The sequence below is a fragment of the Methylocaldum sp. GT1BB genome (genome assembly GCF_051027545.1).
GTDB lineage: Bacteria > Pseudomonadota > Gammaproteobacteria > Methylococcales > Methylococcaceae > Methylocaldum.
Genome location: NZ_CP194902.1, coordinates 3887765 through 3912583 on the forward strand (window position 1 = coordinate 3887765; position 24819 = coordinate 3912583).

Below are 24819 nucleotides of genomic sequence, written 5' to 3' on the forward strand. Positions count from 1 at the left end.
CCCGTCTATCCCTCGGGTAATTTCTTCAGCTTACGAACATCGGGCATCGAGTCACCGAGTTCGCAACGCGGCGGCGAGGTCCTGCGCCAAGGCGTCGAGCGCCCGGCTTTGCGCGGTTGCCAACCCTACGTAACTGCTATTCGCGGCAGGGATGGCCACGTTGGTATGTCCGCGGCGGACCGCCGTTTCGTCATTCATTTTGATCGTCCACAGCGCTTCGAAAACGGCTCTATCTTTCGGGCGAAGTTCAAATCGGGAAATATCTATGAGAATCCGCACATTCGGATCAAGAGACGTCGATTGGGCGTAGGCGGTTACCGTCGCATCGCCAACCAGACGGGAAAGGCGAGCGGCCAGTGCGCTCGTGATTTCGTCCTTCAACGGCGCTGCCCAGCGATGCTGCTCCAGAACCTCGACTTCATGTTCGCCCTTGGTAACGACTAGCTGGGGCTGATCCAAAGCGGCGGGAATCGTCACCGGCCCCACCACGATTATTTTCGCGCTATCGCTCAGAGTGCCCCGTGCGGCCACCGGGTCGTTCGCCGGCATCAGCGTATAGAAACGTGCCGGCGCGGAACCGCCACACCCGGCGAAAAGACTAACGAATATCGTCATCCACAGAAAACGGATCATGGCTGTTTCTCTTTACCCATAAGAAGCGATTCCGGATGGCGCTCCAGATAATCCAACATCACGCGTAACGATTGAGCTGCCCGGGAAACCTCGTTCAGCGCGTCGCGCGCATCGTGCTGGAGCGGTCCGTCGGTGGCAAGCGTCTTCTGGGCTTCGGTCAGGGTCCGTCTAGCGTCGATAATCGTGGTCTTCATCTCCGGCATCAGCTCGCGATCCAAATTGGAGGTCAGCCGCTCCACGCTCTTAAGTGTCTGATTCAACGATGCCATGGTTTTCCGCAGGTCCGCGGCGATCTCGTCGAGCGGTAATTTGTCCAGTTTTTTCACGATATGTTCCGCGCTGTCCGAGAGCGATTGCAAAGTGCCCGGCATGGTCGGAAACTCAGGCGGGTCCCGCGTCCAGTCCAAATGTGCCGACGGCGCAGACGGGAAGAAGTCGAGAGCGACATAGAGTTGCCCCGAGATTAGGTTGCCTGTGCGCAATTGCGCACGAAGCCCTTTCTCCACCATTCGGCTCAACTGTCTCTCCACGGCCTCGCGGGTCGTGGTGATAAGTTCGCGTTTTTGATTGCGTATCATCCCACCCCAACTCAGGCCGATATCGACCGCAATACGGAAACGGTGGTTCTGCGTATCCCACTCGCCCCGGATGCCGGTGACCTCTCCGGCAGGCAAGCCTCTAAAATCGAGCGGCGCACCGACCGAAAGCCCTCGTATCGTTTCGTCGAAATACAAAACCATCGCGCGCCGTTCGGTTTTGGGTGGCGCGAAGGCCGCGGACCGATTGGCGTAAAGGGTAAACGCCGTGTTTTCCACCGCAGGCTCGACTTTTCCGTCGCCGGCCGGCATGGCGAAAGCGATTCCGCCGAGCATGATGCTCATCAGCGACTCCGTGTCGATCTTGACGCCATTGGCATCGAGTGTTAAGTCGAGACCGCTGGCGTGCCAAAAACGGGTGTCGGCGGTCACGAACCGGTCATAGGGCGTTTCCACGAAAACTTGTATGGTTACACCGGTCCCCGCAGGATCCATTTCGAAGCCCAGCACCTTGCCAACCGCAATGTGCCGGAAATAGATAGGAGATCCTACATCCAAAGAGCCCAGATCCTCGCCCTTGAGAGCGAAGCGCCGGCCCTGCAGATCCGATGTTAGAATGGGCGGGACGTCCAGACCGCGGAATTTGTATTTCCGCTCCGTCGAACTCCCCACGTCCAAGCCGATATAAGAGCCGGAAAGCAAAGTACTCAAACCCGAAATGTTCCCGGCGACCACGCGCGGACGCACGATCCAGAAACGGGTGTCTTTCACCAGCCAATCCTCGGTTCCGTCACGCATTTGAGCGGTGACGATGACGCTGGTCCGATCTTCGCTCAGGGCGACATCGGCGACTTTGCCCACCTCTACGTCCCGATACTTGATAGGCGTTTTGCCCGGCTCCAAACCCTCGGCACTCATGAAAATAAGGGTGATCACAGGGCCTCGTTCCGAGATCGCTTTCCAGGCCAGCCAGGCACCGATCAGCGCCGCAACCAGCGGTATGACCCAAACGACGGAAAAGGCGAACCGGCTCGGCGGCGCTGCGACCGCCGTCGGCAACGCATCGCCCTTGTCGGTCTTCGAAGCGGAATTTGAATCGTTATCTCGAATGAACATTTTCTTGTACGGAATCCCATATCAGTCGCGGGTCGAAGCTCATGGCGGCAACCATGGTGAGCACCACTACGGCGCCGAAGGCAATGGCTCCGGGCCCGGCTTGGACCGCCGCCAGAGGGCGCACATCCACCAGGGCCACCAGCATGGTAACGACAAAAATATCCACCATCGACCAACGGCCGACCTTTTCGGTCAGCCGATATAGCCGGGTGCGGTCCAGCGGCCGCCAGCGCGATCCGGTCTGAACCGTCACCAAGAGTAGAGTGAGAGCCATCAGTTTCAGCAGCGGCACCATAACGCTGGCAAAGAACACCAGCAGTGCCAAAGGCCACGATCCCGATACCCACAGATAGATCACCCCGCTCATGATGGTGTCGACTTGAGCCCCGACGATCGAAGAGGTGGACATGACCGGCAACACATTGGCCGGAACATATAAAATCATGGCGGCGATCAGGAGAGACCAGCATCGACCGACGCTGTTCGGTTTGCGGACGTGCAGCACGCTACCGCACCGAGGGCAGTGCTGCTCGTGCTTCCCGGCCGGGGCATAGGAAAGCATTCCGCAGGCATGGCACGTCAAATAGCCGGCCCCTGAGTTTTGCTGAGTGGCGACGGGACAGCGCCGCCCCAACCGCGCCCAAATCTCTTCGCTATCCAGCGAGGCAGCGGTCGCCGCCATCACGAAAATAAAACCGCCGAAAAGCCACAGCGACCAGCCCGGCTGAACAGTCGCCATGTGAGCGAGCTTGACCAGGGAAACCAGGATGCCCAGCATCAGGACTTCGATCATGCCCCATGGCCGCAGCACCTGAATCAATCTGAACACGGCGGCCTGACCCGGCGGCTTCTTATTCAGCTTCAGCGGCAGCAGCACATATAACAGTCCCAGAAGCTCCATGGCCGGTACCACAATGGTGGTAAACAGAACCAGGCCGGCCATCATTCCCATGCCCTGCTTCTGCAACTCGAGCACGGCACCGAGAAGCGTCGCCTCCGTGTGCTTGCCCTGGATGCTCAGCCCCAGAATAGGGAACAGATTGGCGACCGAAAACAGAATGAATGCCGCAAGGGAAAAGGCCAATGTCCGGTCCAGGGTGTCTTTCGGCGCATGATAGAGCTGCGCTCCGCAGCGGCAGCAGCGGGCGCTTTGCCCCGGCGCAAGCGGGACCTTGCGTTGCAAAAGATCACATTCGTGGCAAGCGCAGAGGTTTTCTAAATCGCCGAAGGCAGGGACAGCCGGCGCGGCGGGAACAACAGACGAACACACGAGAGAAAAGTCGTGGAATGAATGGCTTTTAAAAATCTGAAATGATGTGTTTACTTACTTAAAAATCCCCCTGATTCCGGAGAGCGGCGCAAAAGGTCCGAACGCACACCGGATAATACCTTAAGCTCCGCCGGAGAGGCGTCGCGTTTCCGGTGCATTCCTTAAATGACGGTCGATCCGTTTATCCGCCGATGAGAACAGTCGGCTGGCCCACGACGATCACACCGCCGTGGGCGGTCATGTCGCCCATGCGCGCCGCCGGCTGACCGCCGATCATCACCGTGGCCGAACCCTGAGCAATGGTATCCGGCGGTCCGACACAGGTTACCACATCGCCGACCCGAGCGGCGGGCAAAGAACCGATCAGCACCGTGGGCGCGCCGGGAGCCGTGATCGGCCCTCCCACATGGGGTTTGGGGCCGTCGAACATGGGACAGGTATGCATATCGGTGAGGCGGGCCGCGGGTTTGCTCATATTGCCCTCACTGTATCAGTCATTCGATCGCGCCATTACGCATTCGCACCGGCAAGCTTGGAGGCCAACCGGCCGTTGCCGCCGCAGGCAATGTCGATGCCCTGCGCCAAGAAGCGTTGGTACTTTTCCGGCGCTTTTTCCGGCTCGTTCTGAACCGCAGCCAACATGACCGCTCCGGCAACGGCTTTCCCGGTAAGATTGTCCGCGGGTGGAACGGCCGGCGCATCCGGTGGAGCCATGCTGCCCCCGCTCCAGAACGCCGCCACCGCCGCCCAGCTCCCCGCCCCTTGGAACTGATGCGCCTCCGCCGCAGCAAAAGCCGAACGCCGATGTTCCTCGCTGGGTTTGTAAACCCAGCGCTCGGCGAGTTCGAGCGGTTTTATCGCTGGCGAAGCAGGATCATTGGCTAAAGCGCTGCGGGCGCATAGGCAGGCCCACCAGGTCGACTCCCGTTTCGGAAGCGCCCGTGCGAGGAATTTAACGGCCTCGGGATACAAGGCGTTTTCCATAAGGAGGCGTAAAAAGCCAGCCGGGCTCATTTCGGGATTCAGCAATCGGAGTGCGGCTTCGTCGAGGTCGATATCACGGCACACGGCCGCGGCGTTGGGCGCAGAGACCTTGGTGAAAACGGGTTCAGTCATTTTGCTTTTCAGTCTCGGAGATTACAACTCGGTTAATTGATCATGACGATACCGCCCTTGGCGGTCAGCATTCCGTCGCCCTTTACCGTCGTCATGGGCGATTTCAGTTCCGCCATGCTGGTTCCCTCGATATTGACCATCATGCCTTTGATCGTGATGCCGCTTTGATCAATCTTGATACTGTTCTGCCCGACCTTGAGTTCGATCGACTGCATCGCCTCCAGCGTGCTTTTGCCCAGATCGATCTTGGTCTCCTGATTCCCCTGTTTGATCGACAAGGTGTGGTTGCCCATGTCCAGCACCACTTCCCGATTGCCCTGCTTGAGCTGCAGCTTGTCGTTGCCCTGCTCCAGGGTCGTCGTCCGGTGATTGTAGATGTCTATCGTCTGATCGCCGGGGTCCTTCTTGTCGAAACCGACCTTGAGCGTGGCGCTGTTTTCGACAACCACATTCATGTCTTTCTCGGCATGGATATAGATTTCCTCCTTCCCCTTATCGTCCTCCATGCGGATCTCGTTGAAATTGTCCTGTCCCCCGCCCTTGCTGCTGCGCGATTTGATGCCGGTTTGCGTGGCCTTGCCGGGCAAGGCATAGGGCACGGTCTGCTCCGCGTTGTAGACGCGGCCGGTAATGATCGGCTGATCCGGATTGCCTTCGAGAAAATCAACGATCACTTCCTGGCCGATACGGGGTATCGCAATCGCGCCCCATCCTTTTCCCGCCCACGGCTGGGACACCCGCACCCAGCACGAACTGGTCTCGTCCCGATTCTCCGCGCGGTCCCAGTGAAACTTGACCTTCACGCGTCCATATTGGTCGGTCCAGATTTCCTCGCCCGATTTGCCGACCACTATGGCGGTTTGCGGCCCGCGAACCATGGGTCTCGGCGTGCGATGGGCGGCACGAAACTGCTGCGTCTTGGCAATGGCGGAAATGCCGAGCTTCTCCGCGAAATCGCCGGCCGAGTCGCTCGCCGACTTATAGCGGTTGGATTGCAGCCGGAATTCCATTCCGGTAACCACGTATTCCTTGTTCTGATCCTGCCGGGGATGATCGATCAGCTTGAACAAGGCTCCGACTTCCAGGCCCGCGACGTTACCCTCGCCCGAAAACCGCTCGTAATCCGACTGGAGCGCCTCCAACCGCACTTTCGAGTAATGCGACCCGTCGGCATTCGCAACGTATCCTCCCGGATAATCGTATTGTTCGTATTTGCTGTAATCGTCCTCCGTCGGCCGGTTTGTCTTTTCGATCAAGGAGGCTTTGGGCTTTTCAAAGTCGAAATCGTTGACCGTGTAAGTCCCAGGCTGAATAACCCGCTTGAAGGACCAGGCGAAGATGTGATCCCGGAGCCGCCGTTCTTGATTCTCCGGGGGAAAGAAAGGGACTTCCGCATACCCGGAAACCGCCGAGTGGGCATTGGCGGAATCGATGAGATTGAGAATGTGCTTGTCGCTTTCGTGCTTGAAGAAATAGTAGATGCCTTCTTCTTCCAGGAGCCGATTGACGAAATCGAAGTCGCTTTCGCGATACTGTACGCAGTATTCGCGCTGCCGATAGGTTTCGCTCAGCGATTCCTGAATGTCGCCGCTGAAGCCATGCTCCTCGAAAATGGCCTTGACGATCTCCGGTACGGTTTTGTCCTGAAAAATGCGGCAATTCGTCTTGCGCGTCAGAAACCATAGCCACGGCCGCAAAACCGCCCGGTAATGCGCGAATTCGCCGAGATCGGGTTCCTGGCTGAATTGAACGGCATAGCCGTTGAAATAACGTTTGCCCCCGTTGGAAAGTTCAAGCGCGACGGTCAGTTTCTTTCCCAGAACGTCCTTGGCGGCGATATTCCGATTCTCGCTGAGCAAATCCACTTCAAGCTCGAACGAGCGGCTGAATTCCTCCCGCCCCTGCATTCGGAAGAACAACAAGACGTCTTTGCCCAAAGGACTCGTTACGGAAGCGGAGCGGAAATCCTGGGTGAACGACATAAAACTAACCCATTAGAATGATTGGAGACAATTTGTCGAATACTAACAAACCTGGGATATAGACCGATGATTTCAGGCGATTCCGCCCGAGACACCTTTCCGGTCGCAGCGAGCAACCACCGAATTCAAGACCGCGCGGCAACGATCAGAAACCCTTCCACAGGCACACCGGCCTCGTAGCGCAACATCTGCTGCTCGCCCCTCCGAAGGGAAAGCCCGGCGCTTTCCAGCTCACGTTGCAGGTAATCCTCCGTATGGCTGTAACGCCCGTGGAGATTGATCTTGTACCCTTCGGACGGCCGCTCGTCGTTACGTTCCACCGTGAAAATGAAGTATCCGCCCCGGCGCAGTGCCCGCCCTACCCGCTCGAAAACCGCGCTCAAATCGCCGAAATAAACCAGCGTATCGGCGGAGACGATCAGGTCGAACCGATCCGTGTGCCGTCCGATGTAGGCTGTTAATTCACTCTCGATCAAATCGTCGTATTGCCGTCTGGCATGGGCCTTCTCCAGCATTTTGACGGACAGATCCACGCCGGTCAGCCGACGCGCATAAGGACGCAAGAATTCCCCGCACAGCCCGGTCCCGCAGCCGGCGTCGAGCACTTCGAGGTCGACTCGATCCCGATCGTACAATGCGGCGACGGCTTCCTTGACCAAACCCGGAGCCCGATAATCGAGCCCCTTGAGCACGTAATCGAAACTATCGGCAAAGCTGTCGAACGTCATGCGGACGTAGTCGTCCGAAGCGCGCGCCGGGACGTCCGTCCCGGCATACGAATGCAGCCGGTGCAGCGCCAGAGGATTGGTCGGATCGTGTTCCAGCCATTGACGGATCGTGGGCAATGCTTCCTCGACCAAGCCTTGCAGGTACAGCACATGGCAAAGATTTTCGTAATCGTCCGAGCGGTACGGCCGGAGATTGATCGCTCTGCGGTAAGCCTGGGCGGCCTCCCCGAATTTGCCCTGCTTCCGGAATACGTTTCCGAAATTGTGATAGAGCTCGGCGTTGTCCGGCATCAGTTCGATCGCCTTGGCGAATTGCTCCGCGGCTTCCTCGAAGCGCTCCAGATCCTTGAGAACGGTGCCGAGATTGTTGTGCGCAGCAACGTTTCCGGGATTCAGCTCGATCGCGCGCCGGTAGGCGTCCACCGCCTTTTCGGGCTTGCCGGCCTTGTTATAGATGTTGCCGAGGTTGTTGTACGCATCGGCATAGGTCGGCGCAATGGCGATGGCCTTTTCGATCGACTCGACGGCCAGATCGTCTCTGCCTCTCCGATGCGCGAGGATGCCGTAGAAATGAAGAATTTCGGGAATGTCCGGATAATTCTCCAGTAGTACGCTGAAAATCCGCTCGGCGTCATCGAGGCGATTCGCTTGCAGCAAGCGAATCGCACCGCTCAACGCCAACTCGGGGGTTACTTCCTCGATGCGGAAATCTGACGGTTCGTCGTCCAACATAGATCAACTTTCGGAATAGTACAGAGCGTGGAAATTCGGGCCTTTCTTTTTCAGCATCGCCGACACTTATATCGGAGCGGGAAGCGCACGATTGAAGGCCAAATAACAGGGTCTACAGACCCTTACCGGGCCGGTTTCACGTACGTGCCCGGGCCGCTGAACCGGAAACGTCAACCGGACGCGGTCGGGCGAACAGACGTCGCAAACATTCTTGCCGCACAAGCGGCAGTGATGACGCCACCGGACCGGAAATACTCTGCTGAATTCCTTATTGCATACCCGGCACGTGTTCGTCGCGCTATCCGGTTCCCAGTTCGGTATCCAGGGAGGACAGACAATCACCGGCAATAGAGCGGCCGTATATCCGTTATAAAATATCACCTTATGCTGGAATCTCATCCAGAATCTCTTGACGTACCGCAGTTCGCGGCTGGTGACGTTATAGCCATAATCCCCGGTTTTATCGAAAATACCGGATAATTCACCCATTCCGTCCAGGTGAAAATGGATTTTTCCGCCGCCATGCGCCAGCGAATATTCAAGCGCGGTTTTGGACCACCTCGTACCCATTTCAAGGCCTTCGGTATCCGCTTTTGTGGTGGCACCTAGGCTATATTCTTTGTTTGTTCCCCCTACGTCGACGCCGCCCAGATGCGCACCCGCCGGAAACTGGCGGTGCTTAATGGGCCTAGCCTGGTTAAAGTTTTGGAACTTCGTGTCGTCCATGCCTTTGAGCCCGCGCGCTCTCGCATTTCCCCAGTGTATTTCCCAGTCATCCTCCGCGGTTCTCCCGCCTCGCCGCTTGATATCGATGGTTCTTGGGCCAAGGCCGACAAGGTCGGCCTCCACCGGATTTCCGCGATCGAGATCCCGATAAAGATCGGCATTGTCGGCCTCATCGATATTCATACCAAAATGGATATCTTCCATATCGCTTAATGCAGTATTATCCGCGACCTTTATCTCGGGTATGGGTTGCCCTCCCATCGTCGCCGGGAATACTCCTTTCGTATTCGGTTGTGCTAGCGGCATTTATGTAATCTCCATTCGAAATAACGCCTAATAGAAAATGAATCGGGATTAAAGGAACACAAGAGGAAATTATAGAAGCTACTTAGCTCATCCTATGCATCTCTGGGGTCGAAATACGATCCGGATGATACACAGGATGGGTTTGGCCTTGATCTACGGACCTTACACCGGATATCTCGGACATCCTAGATTGCCTTTGTAAGTCCGCTATACCGGTATCTCGCGTCAATTGCTCAAGTGGAAAACCTGATAAGTGTACAGGTCCCGCTTTCCGCTGCTGGCCGGGGTAAAACTGAGTTTTTTGGCCGATACCGTTACACCGGTGCTGGTTGTCCAATCTTTCGGAGCTTGCCCAAGCGAAGCATTGACCACACAGTTTGCGATTCCGAAATCCCATGTCAGGTGTTTTTCGGTATTGATCGCCCAGGTGTGGGATGTCGTTTCTGCGGTCTCGAACGATTTGATGACCACGTCTTTGAATTTTTCCATGGGTATCCGGTCGAGAATAATGCACGTATTTACTTGCGTAGGAGCTCCTTGCAAAGGGTTATCGGGTCCCTTTCCGCTATTGCTGCGGGATGTTGCGTACGCCCCTGTCGGTGTATTCGTAAGCCCGCCGCAAGCGCAGCCGGATTCGACACATCTGTTGGTATAGGTGGTGCAGCCGCATTTTATTCCGGCACCAGTGTCTTCCTTGCATGCGCAATTCGCCCCACTCCCGGTCTTGTGTTTTGCCGGGCCATGCCCGCAGTTTGTACAGGCGTGAGAGATCAGATAGTGCCCGCAAGTGCACCGATAGGCTTCTGCACGGTGTTCCAGCGCCTTCCGAAGTTTTTGATTGAGCTTGATCAATTCGGCCTGGAGCCAGAAGTCCATTTCTCTGCCGGGCGGGTCGCCGGCCTCCTTTGAGAGGAAGAAGGCGATCTGTGCGACCTCATTGGTTTTCTTGGAGTAAGTAAACAGGTGCTTTTTGAAAAAGTTCTTGTCGAACTTGATCATGATATCGACGCCGCCCGATCCACCGAATACCCACTCCTGGTCCAGGGTAAGCTTTCTGGTTAGTCTCGTCTCAGTGAGACCCGTCGGCGTGTAGTTCTTGTACGCCACCAAATCACGAGCAGTCTGCTCGGCCATGCTTTCTCCTAATCCCCGTCGGGGCTCACGTGCAGCGTTTTATGCCGCGTTTTTTGAAAAAATGACCCGAACCCGTACCCAAATCCCTGATCCGGGACACTCAGTGACCTCGATCGATGGGATTCGCCTCCATCGACCGAATCAGAAAACCCGAGCCGACTCTCGACAACGCCGTGTTCGTGCGTCCTGCGCCGCGCTCCAGCCCGTCGGACGCCCCAGTCGCCTAGTGCTTTTCGGTGACCGTGCGATCCTTGAGATTGACTATAAACGTGCGCCCGCGCTCGTCGCGTGCGATCAACGTCTCGGACTTCTTATCGATACGCAGTTCCTCGATATAAACCTCCTGTGCATCGGTTTCCTCGTGGGGGTCGTACTGCGTCGTATACAATTGCAAGGTCCAGAGTTCCTGACCGCTGGCTTCGTCGACCGCCGCGATAACGCCGCCGCTCTGTCCGAAGCCTCGTGAGCGGGCCGCACGCAGTTGCTCGTAGCGTATGCCTTTGTGGGTGACCGGCTTCGCCGCCGGCGCACGTCTCTTGGAAGATTCCATGCCTGACTCCTTTATTTGGGGCAGCGTAGCTGCGTCGCCCCATGCGAATATAGGAAACACCGTCGCAGCCACGATGATGAGCTTACAAAGTCTTTGCCGGAAAAGTGTGCACATGGGGCAATCGTCTGGTTTAGCTTAGTGCTTCCTTGATCGCACTTTTGGGAATCGCGCCGACAAGATCACCGGCGAAGTAAGCCCAGCTATCGGCGTTGTTCAAGGCATCTTCGGTTTTGAATCCGTTGCCGGGCTTGAGTCCGTCGTAGTCGTAACGGATGTCTTCGGTCTTAACCAGCTTGTGGGATAATTCGTGGACTACCGTCAGGGCGCACAGCCACAGCTTCGGAATGTTTCCGAGACGCGTACGCTTGCCGGTGCGCAGAAACAATTCGTAAATGTAGATCACCGGCATGACGTCCAAGCTGTTGACCGAGGCGAAGGTGTTTTTCATCGACCCGTCCGCGCGCTTGTGGGGACGGTCGGAAAATATCACCTTGCCGGAATTACAGGCCGCCGTGATCTTCTTGAATCCGTCGAGCAGTTTGCCCCGGCTGGCATCGAGATCACCGGCCTTGGCACCGTCGGTGTGAAACCAGCGGCGGATCGTGTCGTTCGCATCTCCGGACTTGCCGCTCAGCTTGACCTCCACATCGGAACTCCACTTGCGGGCGAGCTGAAGCGCGTCGGACATCATCTTCCGATTACCCTCACCGAACACCTCGCGCCAGTGGTTGAGCTCCGATTTGAGTTGGGCTTCGTTCCTGCCGGCGAAGAGATCATAGGTCCACTTGCCATAGTGCTTCGGAGAGTCGACAACCCATATGCTCTGGTTACCTTTCTTCGCCACCAGATAGAAATGCCGGAACTGCTTGATGCACGCCGCACGGTCTTGGTAGCCGGAACTGCCGGTCTGACAGGCGCTGAGGATCTCCTGGGACTGCGCGCGGCCGCTCAAGGCTTTCCCCTTCGCGGCTTCTTCCAACTGCTTGCGCAGCTTGTCGAGTACCGGTGCGGCATCGACCGACGGACCATCGGATTGAAGCAGCTTCTTCAATCCGGACTCGATGTCTTTCCAGTCCTTTTGCAGCGATGACGTCTTAAGCAACTCGATACTCTTGTCATAGACTTCGGTGAACACGTCCATCCGAATTTCCCCCTCAGGTTCGTACTCTTGTTTTGATTACAGACTCGTAGCAACAGGGTCACCACGAGGATGCTGCCGAGACTTTGTCGCGGCTTTATTTTTATTCAAACCGGTAGCCGAATTGTCCATCCTGCACGTCGATATGCACCCGCTCTATGGCGTTCCCGTCCATCATCCGGATCAAGAACTCTTCGCTGATCCTCGGCAACACGGTATTGGTCAAAATCGCGTCGATCATGCGCCCGCCGCTCTCGAGCTCGGTGCAACGGTTGGTGATGAGTTTGATCACCTCGTCGTCATAACTGAACGGCACCTTGTGGGTTTCCCGGATGCGCTTTTCGATGCGGCCGAGCTGCAGCCGCGCAATGGCACCGATCATTTCGTCGCTCAACGGGTAATAAGGAATGACGACCAGGCGGCCTAACAAGGCAGGCGGGAAAACCTTGAGCAAGGGTTCGCGCAGAGCCTTGGCGATGCCGTCGGGTTCGGGCATCAGTTCCGGGTCTTTGCACAGATTCATGATCAGGTCCGTCCCCGCGTTGGTAGTCAGGAGAATCAGGGTGTTCTTGAAGTCGATCACCCGGCCTTCGCCGTCCTCCATCCAGCCCTTGTCGAATACCTGGAAGAAGATCTCGTGAACGTCGGGATGGGCTTTTTCGACTTCGTCCAGCAACACCACGCTATAGGGCCTGCGCCTTACCGCTTCGGTCAGAACGCCGCCCTCGCCGTAACCGACGTAACCCGGCGGAGCACCCTTGAGGGTCGATACGGTGTGCGCCTCCTGATATTCGCTCATATTGATGGTGATGACGTTCTGCTCGCCGCCGTAGAGAGCCTCGGCCAAAGCCAGGGCGGTTTCGGTCTTGCCGACGCCCGAACTGCCGGCCAACATGAAGACGCCGATCGGCTTATTGGGGTTATCGAGACCGGCACGGGAGGTCTGAATACGCCTGGCGATCATTTCCAAGGCGTGGCGTTGGCCAATGATTCGCTGTTCCAGGATATCGGCCAGTTTCAGCACGGTTTCGACCTCGTTCTTAACCATGCGACCGACGGGAATGCCGGTCCAATCCTGGACTACGGAAGCGACCGCTTGGCCGTCGACGCTGGGCAGGATCAGCGGATGTTCGCCTTGTAATGCGTGCAGCCGCCTTTGCAGGTCCTTGAGTTCGGACAACAGCGCATCCCGGTCGACGGCGGGTGCGGGTTCCGCCTGTTCCGCCGCCTGCTCCAGGGCGCTGCCGGTGCCTTCGACTTTTCCGGTCTGCTCCCGAAGTTGCTGACGCAGGGCCAGAATCTTTTCGACCACTTCCTTTTCGGAGTTCCAGCGGCCTTCCAGCGCCGCCAGCCTCTCACGTTCGGCCTCCAGTTCGGCTAGCGCGCGGTTTTCGCGGGCTGTCGTGTCGATCCCTACGGAACGTTCCCGGCCGATGATGTCCAGCTCGGTTTCGAGTGCTTGTATGCGCTTTCGGCAATCGTCCACCTCGGGCGGCACCGCGTGCTGGCTTATGGCAACGCGGGCGCAGGCGGTGTCGAGAAGGCTGACGGCTTTGTCGGGGAGCTGACGCGCCGGGATATAACGGTGCGAAAGCTTGACGGCGGATTCCAGCGCCTCGTCCAAAACTTGCACCCGATGATGCTTTTCCATCACGGAAACCACGCCGCGCATCATGCGTATGGCTTTCTCTTCGCTCGGTTCGTGCACCTGGACGACCTGGAAGCGGCGCGTCAATGCCGGATCCTTTTCGATGTATTTCTTGTATTCCGCCCAGGTCGTCGCCGCCACCGTGCGCAGGTTGCCGCGCGCCAAGGCTGGCTTCAAAAGATTGGCGGCATCGCCGGTACCGGCAGCTCCGCCCGCGCCAACCAAGGTATGAGCCTCGTCGATGAAGAGGATGATCGGTTTGGGCGAGGCCTGGACCTCCTCGATGACTTGCCGCAATCGATTCTCGAACTCCCCTTTCATGCTGGCCCCGGCCTGGAGGAGCCCGACATCCAAGGTGCGCAAGCTCACATCGCGCAAAGGCGGCGGCACATCGCCCGCCACGATTTTCTGGGCGAATCCTTCGACGACCGCGGTCTTGCCGACGCCCGCCTCGCCCGTCAGGATGGGATTGTTCTGACGACGGCGCATAAGGATATCGATGACCTGGCGGATCTCCTCGTCGCGTCCCACGACAGGGTCCATCTTTCCCTGCCTAGCCTGTTCCGTCAGGTCGACGGTAAATTGCTTGAGCGCCTCCTGCTTGCCCATGGCAGCAGGCGATATAGCTCCGCTCGCTTCGCCAGGAGCCGCTCCGCCTGCCTGAAATCCGTCGGTCGCGGCCAATCCGTCTTCGGGCGAACCGCCAACAAACTCAGCCAACCGTTCGGTCAGCGTTTCGAGGCCGATCTTTTCGAATTCTTTCGAAATGCCGACCAGTTCGCCGCGCAGCCCCCGAGTCTTCAAAATGCCGACGAGCAGGTGGCCCGAGCGGACCTGGTTTTCGCCGAACATTAGCGTTCCGTATACCCATCCTCGCTCGACCGCCTCCTCGACGTGCGACGACAGGTCGGATATGGACGTAGCTCCCCGCGGCAAGCGGTCGAGCGACTCGGTAAAATCCTTGGCGAGGCGGCCCGGATCGATGCCGAACTGCTTGATGAGGCGGTGCAAATCCGAATCCTGAAGCTGAAGCAATTGATGCAGCCAGTGCACCAATTCCACGTACGGATTGCCCCGCAATTTGCAAAACACGGTCGCGCTTTCGATAGCTTTGTAGCAAATGCGGTTAAGCTTGCCGAAAAGCTTGACCCGGCTGATTTCTCCCATGAAGCGATCCCCCTAGATCCGGTGTTTTTATCGTTTAGAAAATTCAACTCTGTACAGGCAGGCGAATCAAAGCGCCGAGCACCGAAAAAACGGATTCAGCATCAACTCGTCCGCGTCTTTTTCTTCTTGTCTCGTCCCCAGCCAGCTTGTCCAGCCCAGTTGCGCGCCGCCGTCCAGTCGCAAAGATGGGACTTCCTGATATCGAAGAACCAGATTCAGATCCCAAACCAGTTCGTCCCCGGCGTAATTGCGTACGATGGCGATCAACTCGACCAAACTTTCGCCGCCCGGCAGCAGCGCCCGATATCGATCGATTCCCATCGGGCCCAGCACGATTCGGAACTTATGCTGGCAACCCCAAACCCTGGCGCCCACGACTACGGACAACCCCAAGGACCCACTGCAGGGCGAAACTCCAAGCCGGGACTGTTCGTGCGTCGCGATCTCCATCCATTCGCCGACGAATTCCCGCAAGCTAACGCTGATCCCGAAAAAATCGCCGATGAGTGCGCGCAGACCCTCGGGATGCTTGGTTTGTCCGGCCAAGAGACCGGTAAAGTAAAGCTTAGCCCGATCCGGCATGGCGTCCCGATTTTGAACGGACGGAACACCGATCCCGAAAAAGGAGCCCAAATAAGCCGCAAAGCGATCCGATTCGGGGCGATCGTGGCACACCGTAGGCTGGGCATTGGCCCAAGCCCGATAAAACAGGCACAGCATCCGGTGGTGAAACACATCCGCGAAACGCGAAAACGTATGATCGCCATGATGCCGGACCCGCTCGCGGGCGTACTCGGTCAAATGCAGGGGCATGGGTCCGTTGGGTCCGAACAGCCCAAGAAAACGCGCCGACAGACGCGGCGGAAAACCGTCCGCGCCGGATGCGAACGAAGCCAGGGTCGACGGCGCAAACTCGAGTTCCGGCTGTTGACTCAACCGAATCGGATCATCAGTGGCTTTAACCGATTTCCCCAATCTCGGCTTGTCCGCGTAATGGCACTCGATCAGCCGCAATGCCTCGAAGAAGTCGAAGCGATAGGGCTCGCGGCGAAGGAGCTCGATCAGATCGTGTGTCGCTGCCCGATACGTAGCGGCCATCGCATGATCTCCCCTCGTTCCGCCGTCCTTATCGACGTTTCAGCGAACGAATTCAACGATACATAACGGGCGAAGAATTGTTCGAGAACGGCCCCCAGAAGAAAGCAGCCGGAGCCCTCGAATGCGGATTCGTCAAACTCGACGGCAATCTCCAAACCGCGCCCGAATACAATGGGACCGGCAGCATCCACCCGACGAACCACGTTCTTGGATCCGATCGACAGAACGCCCTCGATTTGACGGCGTACCGTCGCATCATTCGGATCCGCATAAAGGGCGAGCAACTCGCGAAGCGCCGCCGCACCTTCGGTCTCGCTGCTATCCGTCAGCGTCAGATAGTTGAGCGACAGATGATTGATCAGACGCCACGCCATTTCGCCGTCGGCGGACGACGGCCTCGGCTTGGTCGGACCGGCCAAACACCGTATCGCTTGCACTGGAGCGCCGGTCTGCAAGGTAAAATCGGTAGCGCCCATGCCGACGGGCATCAGCAGGGGCAAATCGCGATTCGTGCAGAGCGTTTCCATGCCCAATTGTTTCAGATCGCCGCGATACGGCGCTTCGGCCGCATCGACCAGCGAGATGAAAACTTCGCTGCCGATATAGCTGGAGCGCATCCCCTGCCGGCGCTGCTTGGACGACAACACGCGCTTTTCACGATGCAGCGTGTAATAGGCGTTCTCGTCGCGCCGCCGATAACCGCTCCTGGACCCGTAGAACGGCAAGAACTCCCGTTCATCGGACGGCGTGGCGCCGTAACCGGTCACTTCGCTGACGCCATAGACCTCGTAATCCATCGGTCGCGTTCGATCCGGCACGACATGATAGTGCGGCACGAAATGGGTCAAGTGAATACGATCGGTGCGTTTCGGAAACAAATTGATCGCCGGCGTGCAGAACAGCGAGAAATTGCCGGCATCGACGGCGTTGACGAGATGAGGCTCGGCGCGCTTGAACAGGGCGATGACCTCGAGCTCGGTGCCGTCACAACGACTGACGGCCTTTTGTAAGCCGTTCAACCCGACGAACAGATAGCGCTCCGGAAACGCGAAATATTCCTGCAGCAGCCTGTAGCCCTGAAACGAGCGCGGACCAAACGGCAACAAGGCTTCATCATCGCCGAATCCCAGCCGCGATATCGGCGTCCGGTCGATGATCTCGACCCATTCCGATGGCCGCGATGCGGGTTGGACCGCCAACGCAAGCGTGTCGGCAAGCAATTGCTCGTAAAGACGGAACGGCAGTTCGCCGGTACCGCGCAAGAAAATCGGCAACCGGTCCAGCTTGAGCTGATTGAAGTGCAGACCCGCGCTGGTCCGGAGACAAAGACGTAAACCGGCCTTCACGCCGGGTTTGGTCGGCACGCCCAAATTGGCCACTGCGCTGGGCGTGGCGAGGTATTGCGCTTCCACCAGTTGCAGGGGCCATAGCGTGACGTCATGAGCGGTCCGATATTCGCAGGCGGTTTGCTCACCTTTGCCGATTTGACTTCTGAGCGAGGTCGCGCGCGGCACCAAGAATCCCTCGGCCAGCGCGCCCTCGGAAAGATCGGGCTGGAGTTGCACCACGGCCATCGAGGGTGTTGGCGAGAGATAATGCGGATAAACGACCTCGAGAAGATGTTGGGTTAAACGCGGAAATTCGGCGTCGATTTTGAGTTGAACCCGCGCCGCGAGAAACGCAAACCCCTCGAGCAGGCGCTCGACGTACGGATCGGAACACTCGAACTCGTCCAGCCCCAGCCGGCCCGCAATCTTCGGAAACTCTTTGGCGAACTCGGCACCCACCTCCCGAATGTGCTGCAGCTCGCGGTTGTAGTACTGAAGCAATCGAGGGTCCATAGTCTATCCGTTCAAATCGCTGACCCGCGCATAGCCGGTATCGAGATCGATTTCGGTGCGGATGTAAAGATGCAAGGGAAGCGGCTGAGCCCACAGATCACCTTCGATGGTGAACGTCATGGCCTTGAGATTCATGCTATCCGAGGCGGCGACCTTCACCCTGACTGAATCCGCCAGGATGCGCGGTTCGAAGTCGAGAATAGCCTGTTTGACCTTTCGTTCGATCGCCGGAAGGTCGGCACCGGAGAGAGGCGTGCCGGCCAGGGCCGGGATACCGAAATTCAATACCGAACGCTCCACGAAAGGATATTTTTCCAAATCTACTAGCGACTCCATGGCGGTGGTATTCAGCAACCACGCCAAGTCGCGCAATACGCTGTGGCGCAAATTCCGTATATTCATCACCCGCTGGTCGCGGGACTCCTGTTGTTTGTCCGGTTCGTCGTCGGTAAGGCGATCCAGCAGCGACGGCTGCAGGCGTTCCTTCGGCGTGAGATCAGCCATCGTTTTCGATCGTGTCCGTATTCATCGCAATTTCTCGAACATCGAACAGCGAGAAGTCGCCCTCGTTCGTAACCAATACCCGTTGTCCCATGCCCAGCGAGTAGCCCTCGACCGGCTCTTGCCATTCGGTTCTCCGGGCCATGCGAATCGCTACGTCATCGGCTTTTTCCGAGTCAGGATAACGGGAAGGAATCAGACCCACGGCAGAACCGCCGTTGGCCCAGGTGAATTGTGCGGGAAGCCAGACTAAATCTCGAAGGTCACTGGGCGGATCAAGTTCGATGCGGGCAATCCGGCAAAAAGGTATCCAGTAATAGCGACCGTTGACTATGGCTTCCACAACCGGTCCCAGACGGCTATCGCTATCCGCCACCCATTCGAACGGCTTCCCGTCGATGGTACCGGACGTCCCCGGCGCCGATTCGAAACCCTGATCCCGGAACTGGATCGCCATCCGATAATCTCCCTGCGCGGCGCATTTGCATGCTTCTATCAGAAGCGCGATCCATCGCTCGGGCTTGCCGAAGATCAGCGGAGAAATCTCCCCGCGGAAAACTTTCTCGCGAAGGACTTCACATCGTATGGCTTCGCGATAGGTCTGCACCATTGCGAGATTTGCCGCATCCAGATCGCCGCACACGCTCAACTGCGTGAGAGCGCGCTCCCAGCGCCCCATTAGGGCCAACAACTGGAAGAGAAAAATCCGGTACTTCGCTTCGGCAGGATTCTGGCGGACCTGGTCCTGGAGTTGCGCTAGCGCATCTTCCAGGCGGCCTTCCCGAAGACTTTCTTCAGCAGCGATGGTTGACATAGGCGGATGGGAGAAATTGAGGGGATGAATAGTGCCCGCTCAGCGGCGGGCACTGCCGAAAAATACCGCGCAAACTTATTGTTTTACGTTCGCAGCAATATTCCAGCCCATCTCCGGCTTGGCGCCTTCCGCGCCCTTTTCGGTCTGTTCTATGTATTTCACCTTGACCTTGGCGAAATTGAGCGTGACGTTCTCGGTCAAGCGGTCCTCGCCGCCGGAGCCGCCCGTAGAAACCGAGGTGATCAGGACTTCCTCCATGGTAATGGTCAGGTATTCCACCGGCTTTTCGCCGGCTTTCCGAACCACCAGCACGGCCTTGTCGAAATGTTTGCCGTTGCAGCAGCTCAACATTAAGTCCGGGCTCGCCTTATCGATATATTTCGTAAAGCTCAGATCCTGCACGTTGGCTTTACCCGCTCCGCCGCCGCTTCCCATATGGGTGGTGCCACTGTTGGACATGCCCCAGCTCCAAGCCAGAACGTCGATCTCTTCTTTATGCTTATCGTCTCTGGATTCCCCTTTAATCGGGTCGATCTTAATGAACATGTCGACTGCCATGGTCTTCTCCTTTACTTATTGGTACTTGTTGGTTGATTAAAACTTGATCAAACATGGATGGAATACACTCCGTCCGGCTCCGCTGGGCAATGTGAGTTTGCCGTGTCATCTCATATCGTCACCTCCAAATCCCCCTAGTTGCCAGCTCTTCGACTCGATCTGCTAGCCGCCTTTCACGGAGGGTAGTTTGGACACCAAACGCAGCGATACGGTTAGCCCCTCCAGCTGGTAGTGCGGCCGCAAGAAGAATTTCGACGTGTAATAGCCTGGATTGCCCTCCACCTCTTCCACGATTACCTCGGCCGCCGCGAGAGGCTTGCGCGCCTTGTCGATGTCGTCGGACATGGCCGGATTCGGGTCGACATAGTTGTAAATCCAGCTTTGCAGCCATTTCTGCATGTCGTCCCGCTCCTTGAACGAACCGATCTTGTCCCTGACGATGCACTTCAGGTAGTGGGCAAACCGGCAGGTGGCGAACAGGTAGGGCAGCCGCGCCGCCAGATTGGCGTTGGCCGTCGCGTCGGGGTCGTCGTATTCGGCCGGTTTCTGGAGCGATTGCGCGCCGATGAACGCCGCAAAATCGGAATTTTTCTTGTGAATCAGAGGCATGAAGCCGTTCTTGGCCAACTCCGCTTCACGCCGGTCGCTGATCGCGATCTCGGTCGGACACTTCATGTCCACGCCGCCGTCGTCGGTCGGGAAGGTATGCACCGGCAACCCTTCCACAGCGCCGCCCGATTCCACGCCGCGGATTCTCGAACACCAGCCGTAAAGCTTGAAGGATCGATTGATATTGACGGCCATCGCATAGGCCGAGTTGGCCCAGACATACTTTCGGCTGTCTGCCGCCTCGGTCTCTTCTTCGAAATCGAATTCCTCGACCGGACAGGTTTTCGCCCCGTAAGGCAACCGAGCTAGGAATCTCGGCATGGCCAAGCCGATATAACGGGAGTCGTCCGACTCGCGTAGCGAGCGCCACGCCGCGTACTCCGGAGTCAGAAAAATCTTCGTGAGGTCGCGCGGGTTGGCCAGCTCGTTCCATGAATCCATCTGCATCACGGTTGGTGCCGCCGCTGCGATGAAAGGTGCATGCGCAGCCGCGCAGACTTTCGCCATCTCCCCCAGCAGTTCGACATCCGGCGGAGAGTGGTCGAAATAGTAGTCGGCCACGATACAGCCGACGGGTTCGCCGCCGAACTGCCCGTACTCTTCTTCGTAAAGCTTCTTGAAGATCGGGCTTTGATCCCAGGAAGTTCCCTTGAATTTCTTCAGGGTTTTTCCGAGCTCTTTCTTCGAGATGTTCAAGACGCGAATCTTGAGCATCTCATCGGTCTCGGTATTGTTCACCAGATACTGCAAGCCGCGCCACGCGCTTTCCAATTGCTGGAAGTCCTCGTGATGCATGATCGCATTCACCTGCTCGGTGAGCTTGCGATCTATTTCGGCGATGATGGACTGGATGGTCTTGACGGCGTCCTCGGAGACCTTGGATACGTCTTTAAGGACGAATTCAGCCAGAGTGGTCACCGCCGACTCGACCGCCTCTTTGGCTCGGTCGGATTTCGGTTTGAACTCTTTGTTCAAGAGGCTCGTAAAATCACCAAGCTCACCGAGCTGCTCGGCGCCCTGAGCTGAGGTTTGGGTTTCTAATTCAGCCATGACTTATCCCTCGCTGCTCGAAGAGTCCGCAGCGGCTTCGTCCGCCGGCTTCGGAGCCGAGGCGAGTGCCTGCAATAATGTCGGGTCGTTTATTACCTTAGCGATGAGCTCCTCGGCGCCTGTCTTTCCGTCCATGTAGGTGATCAGGTTGGCCAACTGGCTGCGCGCTTCGAGCAGCTTGTTCAGGCCCTCGACTTTCCTGGCAACCGCCGCCGGCGAAAAATCGTCCATGCTTTCGAAAGTGATATCGACGCTGAGGCTTCCTTCGCCGGTCAGGGTGTTGGGCACCTGAAACGCAACCCGCGGCTTCATGGCCTTGAGCCGCTCATTGAAGTTATCGACATCGATTTCCAGCAGTTTCCGATCCGCGACCGGGGGCAGCGGCTCTGTGGGTTTGCCGGAAAGATCCGACATGACACCCATTACGAAAGGAAGCTGGACCTTCTTTTCCGCACCGTAAACTTCCACGTCGTATTCGATCTGTACGCGCGGTGCGCGATTTCGAGCTATAAATTTCTGGCTACTTTCTGCCACGGCAAATCTCCTCTTAGGCTATAGAACTACAGCAATTTCACATTTTCATGGTTACGCGGGCTTTATTCGATCGATAAAATCGCTTCCAGCTTCGAAATCGCGCCCAGCGCACCGGTTATCGTGGCATGTCTACCACCCCACTCCGCTCATTCCTTAGTAACGACATCATCGACCAGCGTGACCAAACAAATTCAACAACGATGCCAACCATCAATATCTCTCCATCGAAATAGACCAACACACTGTTTTGAATCGCTTTTGTTCACATTGGCAATAATTCGAGCCATCAAACTCACCCAGTTCAAGCAAAACAATATTGCGATATTTCGTATCTGTTACGACATATCGTATTTTTGATATCTGGGCGATCGACGGTTATGACTAACCGGATGAGAAGGAACGGCGATTGCGTCGCCATTTTATGAATCAGTGTAGGGCTCACGCTTTCGTTATTTGCTCTAATACTGGCCGTCTTCGGACGGATCACGCCCCCTGATGAACTCCACCTGCGAAAGGCCGTCCGGAGCCAGGTCTTTGACGATCTCGATGAAATCCATAAAAACCAGACGCTTGGCTCGCTTCAGCAGCAAGGGAATCGGGCTGGAGGGTTCGCATCGAGCGTAATAGTCGCAAATCAAATCCAGGGTCTTGATCACATCCTGGCGGCTGCCGATTTCCCCCGGCCGAGCCGCAGATGGTCTGGCGGCCGAATCGTGCGCGGACGCCCCTTCACCCTCGGATTCGGGCTGCGCGTCGCTAGCGCCGCCTTCCTCCGCATACTCTCCGAGCACATGCTGTGCTTCTTTGAGCAAGTCCCTCAACGGAGCCAAGTTCGGCGCATCGCCGACACCGACCTGATCCGTTACGAAACTTTCGATGGCCTTGATGCTTTCCAAACTCGAGACAACCGCCTCGCGGGTCGACGCCAGAACCTCCGGGTCGGCGTCCATGAACGCTGCATTGATGGTTGCAATCTCGGGCGAGGAGCTTCCGTCGCTGGGCGGTGGCAACTTTCCGGTCGCGATTTGCACGTCCCGCAGACTAAAGCGTCCGAGCGCACGCGACTCAACAAGAGGCGCAAGCGCGACCGGGCGCAATACCGACTCGAAGTCGCATAATCCCATCAGGATGTTGACGCGCTGCGTCGGATCGTTGTCGTCTTCAGGATCGAGGAGCGGATATAGATCGGGCCAGAACTTGCTGACGATGCCTTCCAGAAGCGCCAGGCCGTCGCGCAGTCCCGGGTGCCCGGCGGTATGAACAAGAGCCTGGATGAGATAGAGGATCACTTGCAGGTCGCGCGTGCGCTCCAGCAATTCGATCGCGTCTCGGCGTACTTCTTTCCAGTTCGGCGGCTGTGCCGGCTCGATCCGATCCCCGATCTGTTGCTCCGGCGTACCTTTGGCTTTCTGCTCCAGTGCGATGAATGCGTTGTCGTACTGAAGATCTTCCCCACAAGGCGCATCCGGCGATACTTCCGTCAGAAAGGCTTCTACGTTTAGCTCGCCCATAATCCCCCGATCGTCGCAAGCATTTTTTCGTTTGGTCTCGACGACTCCGGCTTTCAACCAGGATCACGAGAATATTTATTGTTCGATCTCGTTTACGCGGACTTTCCGGCTAGAACTCGACGCGAGTTCCCAAGGTAAACTTGTGACTTTCGATATCGCGATAGCCCAGCAATAAATCATAGGCTAAAAATGCCGAAATGCCGTGAGAAAATACCCCCGAAACCTCGGCGCCGAAGGTGTAATAATCCCGATCGGGTCCTTGAGTCACGACGGCAAACTGCTGCGCGGCGGGATCGCCGAGGAAGCTGGCGCCGATTGTCCGCTTGTCATCCTTGAATTGATGATGCCACTCGCCTCGCAGCTGGGGCGTGATCACGCCCCAGGGTAAACCGAAAGCGTACGAAATCTGGCTTCCCACCGTGGAAATGAGCGACTGGACGTGCTGCTCGTCGAACCTCATCCCCCAACCATTGCCCTGCCGCTCGCGATAGGCATCCACATCCAGGCCGATGTATTCCGTTCGCGCATAGGGCGCTAGGGTCAACCCGGCTATCGAATAGTCATAGCCTCCGCCGATACTGAAGGAATATTGAGTTCCGCCGGGATTAGCGACAGCCTGAGTATTGACGGTCTCGAACCCCGGCAAGGTATAACTGATGTTCCGGGTAGTCTCGTAATCGATGCCGCCGAAGGAACCGAGCGCATCGATATGGAACCCTTCCGTCACATAGAACGACCCATAAATGGATCCGGTGTAGGCATCGCTGTCCGTACCTCCGGCGGAACGGTCGAAATTCGCGTTGGTGCGGGCGTAGGTGAAAGCGAGACCCGCTATGAAATTGTCGGTAAAGCGGTAATCGGCGCCGGCGGTAAAACCGAAGTTTTTAAACTGAAAGCCTTTTTGATCGAAGGTGGAATCGACGTCGCCGAAATGATAATTACCGTTGATCCAGACGCCGAGAGGACTGAACGAGCCGTCGCCGGCCGCACCTCCGGTGGCGAAGGAATTGCCCAAACCGGCATAGGCGCGATCCGCCGACAAGCCGTTTCGGTACATCTGCAACCCGGCCAAGCCCAAGCCGGTGCGCAAAGTTGCGAGCCTCGCGCCTATGGTCGAATCGACCAGGGCCACTTGGCCGGCAGTTACCCGGGTGGCTGTCGTTCCGTGCTGGAGAATTTGCTCCGGCGAGACTATTTGAAGGGCATTTTCGACCGGCTCGGAGCCGACCGTAGGAATCTGGCTATCCGAAGCGGAAATCGCGGCGCCAACGAGAGCGTCGCAGCGGTCTCTGAAATCCTCGGAAAGCAGCGAGTTTCTTTGAGTACAGGCGTCGAACGCGACATTGGCCATGTCGGTTTGAGTCTGGTTCAGCGTCGCTCCGCTCGTCAACGGATTCGCGGCTGCCGCCGAGATCCAGCACATGGTACATGACCACACCAGTCCTCGACGAATCATCGAAGTACGTGCGGGTATCGTCGCCCGAACGTTCTTTTCCTCTGTGAGTTCCCACATATCTCCCC

General features: G+C 57.3%; 21 protein-coding genes. All 21 read right to left on the minus strand.

What is annotated here, in order from left to right; genetic code table 11:
• Positions 1-51: 51 nt before the first annotated feature.
• The 21 genes from ACR2TX_RS18685 to ACR2TX_RS18785 all read right to left on the minus strand — a co-directional run bounded on the left by ACR2TX_RS18685 (position 52) and on the right by ACR2TX_RS18785 (position 24811).
• Entirely contained in the window at positions 52-633 is a 582-nt protein-coding gene (locus ACR2TX_RS18685) for a PqiC family protein (RefSeq protein ID WP_077731027.1), read from the minus strand.
• Positions 630-2285 carry an intermembrane transport protein PqiB gene (locus ACR2TX_RS18690; RefSeq protein WP_077731026.1) on the minus strand — a complete coding sequence of 552 codons (1656 nt, stop codon included), beginning with the start codon at positions 2283-2285 and terminating at the stop codon, positions 630-632. The genes ACR2TX_RS18685 and ACR2TX_RS18690 overlap by 4 nt, the downstream gene beginning before the upstream one ends.
• Positions 2269-3555, minus strand: a complete 1287-nt coding sequence (locus tag ACR2TX_RS18695) for a paraquat-inducible protein A (protein WP_347257333.1) — start codon at positions 3553-3555, stop codon at positions 2269-2271. The genes ACR2TX_RS18690 and ACR2TX_RS18695 overlap by 17 nt, the downstream gene beginning before the upstream one ends.
• Before the next feature lie 181 nt (positions 3556-3736).
• Positions 3737-4030: a PAAR domain-containing protein gene (locus ACR2TX_RS18700; RefSeq protein ID WP_077731024.1), complete on the minus strand. Its 294-nt coding sequence runs from the start codon at positions 4028-4030 to the stop codon at positions 3737-3739.
• Between the two features lie 35 nt (positions 4031-4065).
• Positions 4066-4671 carry a DUF6931 family protein gene (locus ACR2TX_RS18705; RefSeq protein WP_077731023.1) on the minus strand — a complete coding sequence of 202 codons (606 nt, stop codon included), beginning with the start codon at positions 4669-4671 and terminating at the stop codon, positions 4066-4068.
• A 32-nt stretch (positions 4672-4703) separates the two neighbouring features.
• Positions 4704-6653 carry a type VI secretion system Vgr family protein gene (locus ACR2TX_RS18710; protein ID WP_077731022.1) on the minus strand — a complete coding sequence of 650 codons (1950 nt, stop codon included), beginning with the start codon at positions 6651-6653 and terminating at the stop codon, positions 4704-4706.
• Positions 6654-6778: 125 nt separating this feature from the next.
• Complete coding sequence (locus tag ACR2TX_RS18715) at positions 6779-8113, minus strand: tetratricopeptide repeat protein (RefSeq protein WP_156880897.1); 1335 nt, start codon at positions 8111-8113, stop codon at positions 6779-6781.
• Positions 8114-8179: 66 nt separating this feature from the next.
• Positions 8180-9022, minus strand: a complete 843-nt coding sequence (locus ACR2TX_RS18720) for an FYVE zinc finger domain-containing protein (protein WP_347257331.1) — start codon at positions 9020-9022, stop codon at positions 8180-8182.
• A 348-nt stretch (positions 9023-9370) separates the two neighbouring features.
• Positions 9371-10279 (minus strand): DUF2934 domain-containing protein, encoded by a 909-nt coding sequence (locus tag ACR2TX_RS18725; protein WP_434130487.1) that lies wholly within the window; start codon positions 10277-10279, stop codon positions 9371-9373.
• Positions 10280-10502: 223 nt separating this feature from the next.
• A complete protein-coding gene (locus ACR2TX_RS18730) occupies positions 10503-10829 on the minus strand; it encodes a hypothetical protein (RefSeq protein ID WP_077731018.1) in 327 nt (108 codons plus the stop codon).
• 130 nt (positions 10830-10959) lie between these two features.
• Complete coding sequence (locus tag ACR2TX_RS18735; RefSeq protein WP_156880899.1) at positions 10960-11970, minus strand: M35 family metallo-endopeptidase; 1011 nt, start codon at positions 11968-11970, stop codon at positions 10960-10962.
• A 100-nt stretch (positions 11971-12070) separates the two neighbouring features.
• Entirely contained in the window at positions 12071-14782 is a 2712-nt protein-coding gene (gene tssH, locus ACR2TX_RS18740) for a type VI secretion system ATPase TssH (protein WP_156880900.1), read from the minus strand.
• Between the two features lie 66 nt (positions 14783-14848).
• Positions 14849-15880, minus strand: a complete 1032-nt coding sequence (gene tssG, locus ACR2TX_RS18745) for a type VI secretion system baseplate subunit TssG (protein WP_156880901.1) — start codon at positions 15878-15880, stop codon at positions 14849-14851.
• Positions 15844-17721, minus strand: coding sequence for a type VI secretion system baseplate subunit TssF (tssF, locus tag ACR2TX_RS18750; protein ID WP_434130488.1), 1878 nt, complete (start codon positions 17719-17721; stop codon positions 15844-15846). The genes tssG and tssF overlap by 37 nt, the downstream gene beginning before the upstream one ends.
• A 3-nt stretch (positions 17722-17724) precedes the next feature.
• Complete coding sequence (gene tssE / locus ACR2TX_RS18755; RefSeq protein ID WP_077731013.1) at positions 17725-18225, minus strand: type VI secretion system baseplate subunit TssE; 501 nt, start codon at positions 18223-18225, stop codon at positions 17725-17727.
• Positions 18218-19036, minus strand: coding sequence for a type VI secretion system accessory protein TagJ (locus ACR2TX_RS18760; protein WP_434130489.1), 819 nt, complete (start codon positions 19034-19036; stop codon positions 18218-18220). The genes tssE and ACR2TX_RS18760 overlap by 8 nt, the downstream gene beginning before the upstream one ends.
• A gap of 75 nt (positions 19037-19111) precedes the next feature.
• Positions 19112-19594 (minus strand): Hcp family type VI secretion system effector, encoded by a 483-nt coding sequence (locus tag ACR2TX_RS18765; protein ID WP_077731011.1) that lies wholly within the window; start codon positions 19592-19594, stop codon positions 19112-19114.
• Positions 19595-19756: 162 nt separating this feature from the next.
• Entirely contained in the window at positions 19757-21253 is a 1497-nt protein-coding gene (gene tssC, locus ACR2TX_RS18770) for a type VI secretion system contractile sheath large subunit (RefSeq protein WP_077731010.1), read from the minus strand.
• 3 nt (positions 21254-21256) lie between these two features.
• Positions 21257-21787 (minus strand): type VI secretion system contractile sheath small subunit, encoded by a 531-nt coding sequence (gene tssB, locus ACR2TX_RS18775; RefSeq protein ID WP_077731009.1) that lies wholly within the window; start codon positions 21785-21787, stop codon positions 21257-21259.
• Positions 21788-22245: 458 nt separating this feature from the next.
• Positions 22246-23298, minus strand: coding sequence for a type VI secretion system protein TssA (tssA, locus tag ACR2TX_RS18780; protein WP_086133960.1), 1053 nt, complete (start codon positions 23296-23298; stop codon positions 22246-22248).
• Between the two features lie 109 nt (positions 23299-23407).
• Complete coding sequence (locus ACR2TX_RS18785) at positions 23408-24811, minus strand: autotransporter outer membrane beta-barrel domain-containing protein (protein WP_156880905.1); 1404 nt, start codon at positions 24809-24811, stop codon at positions 23408-23410.
• Positions 24812-24819: the final 8 nt, after the last annotated feature.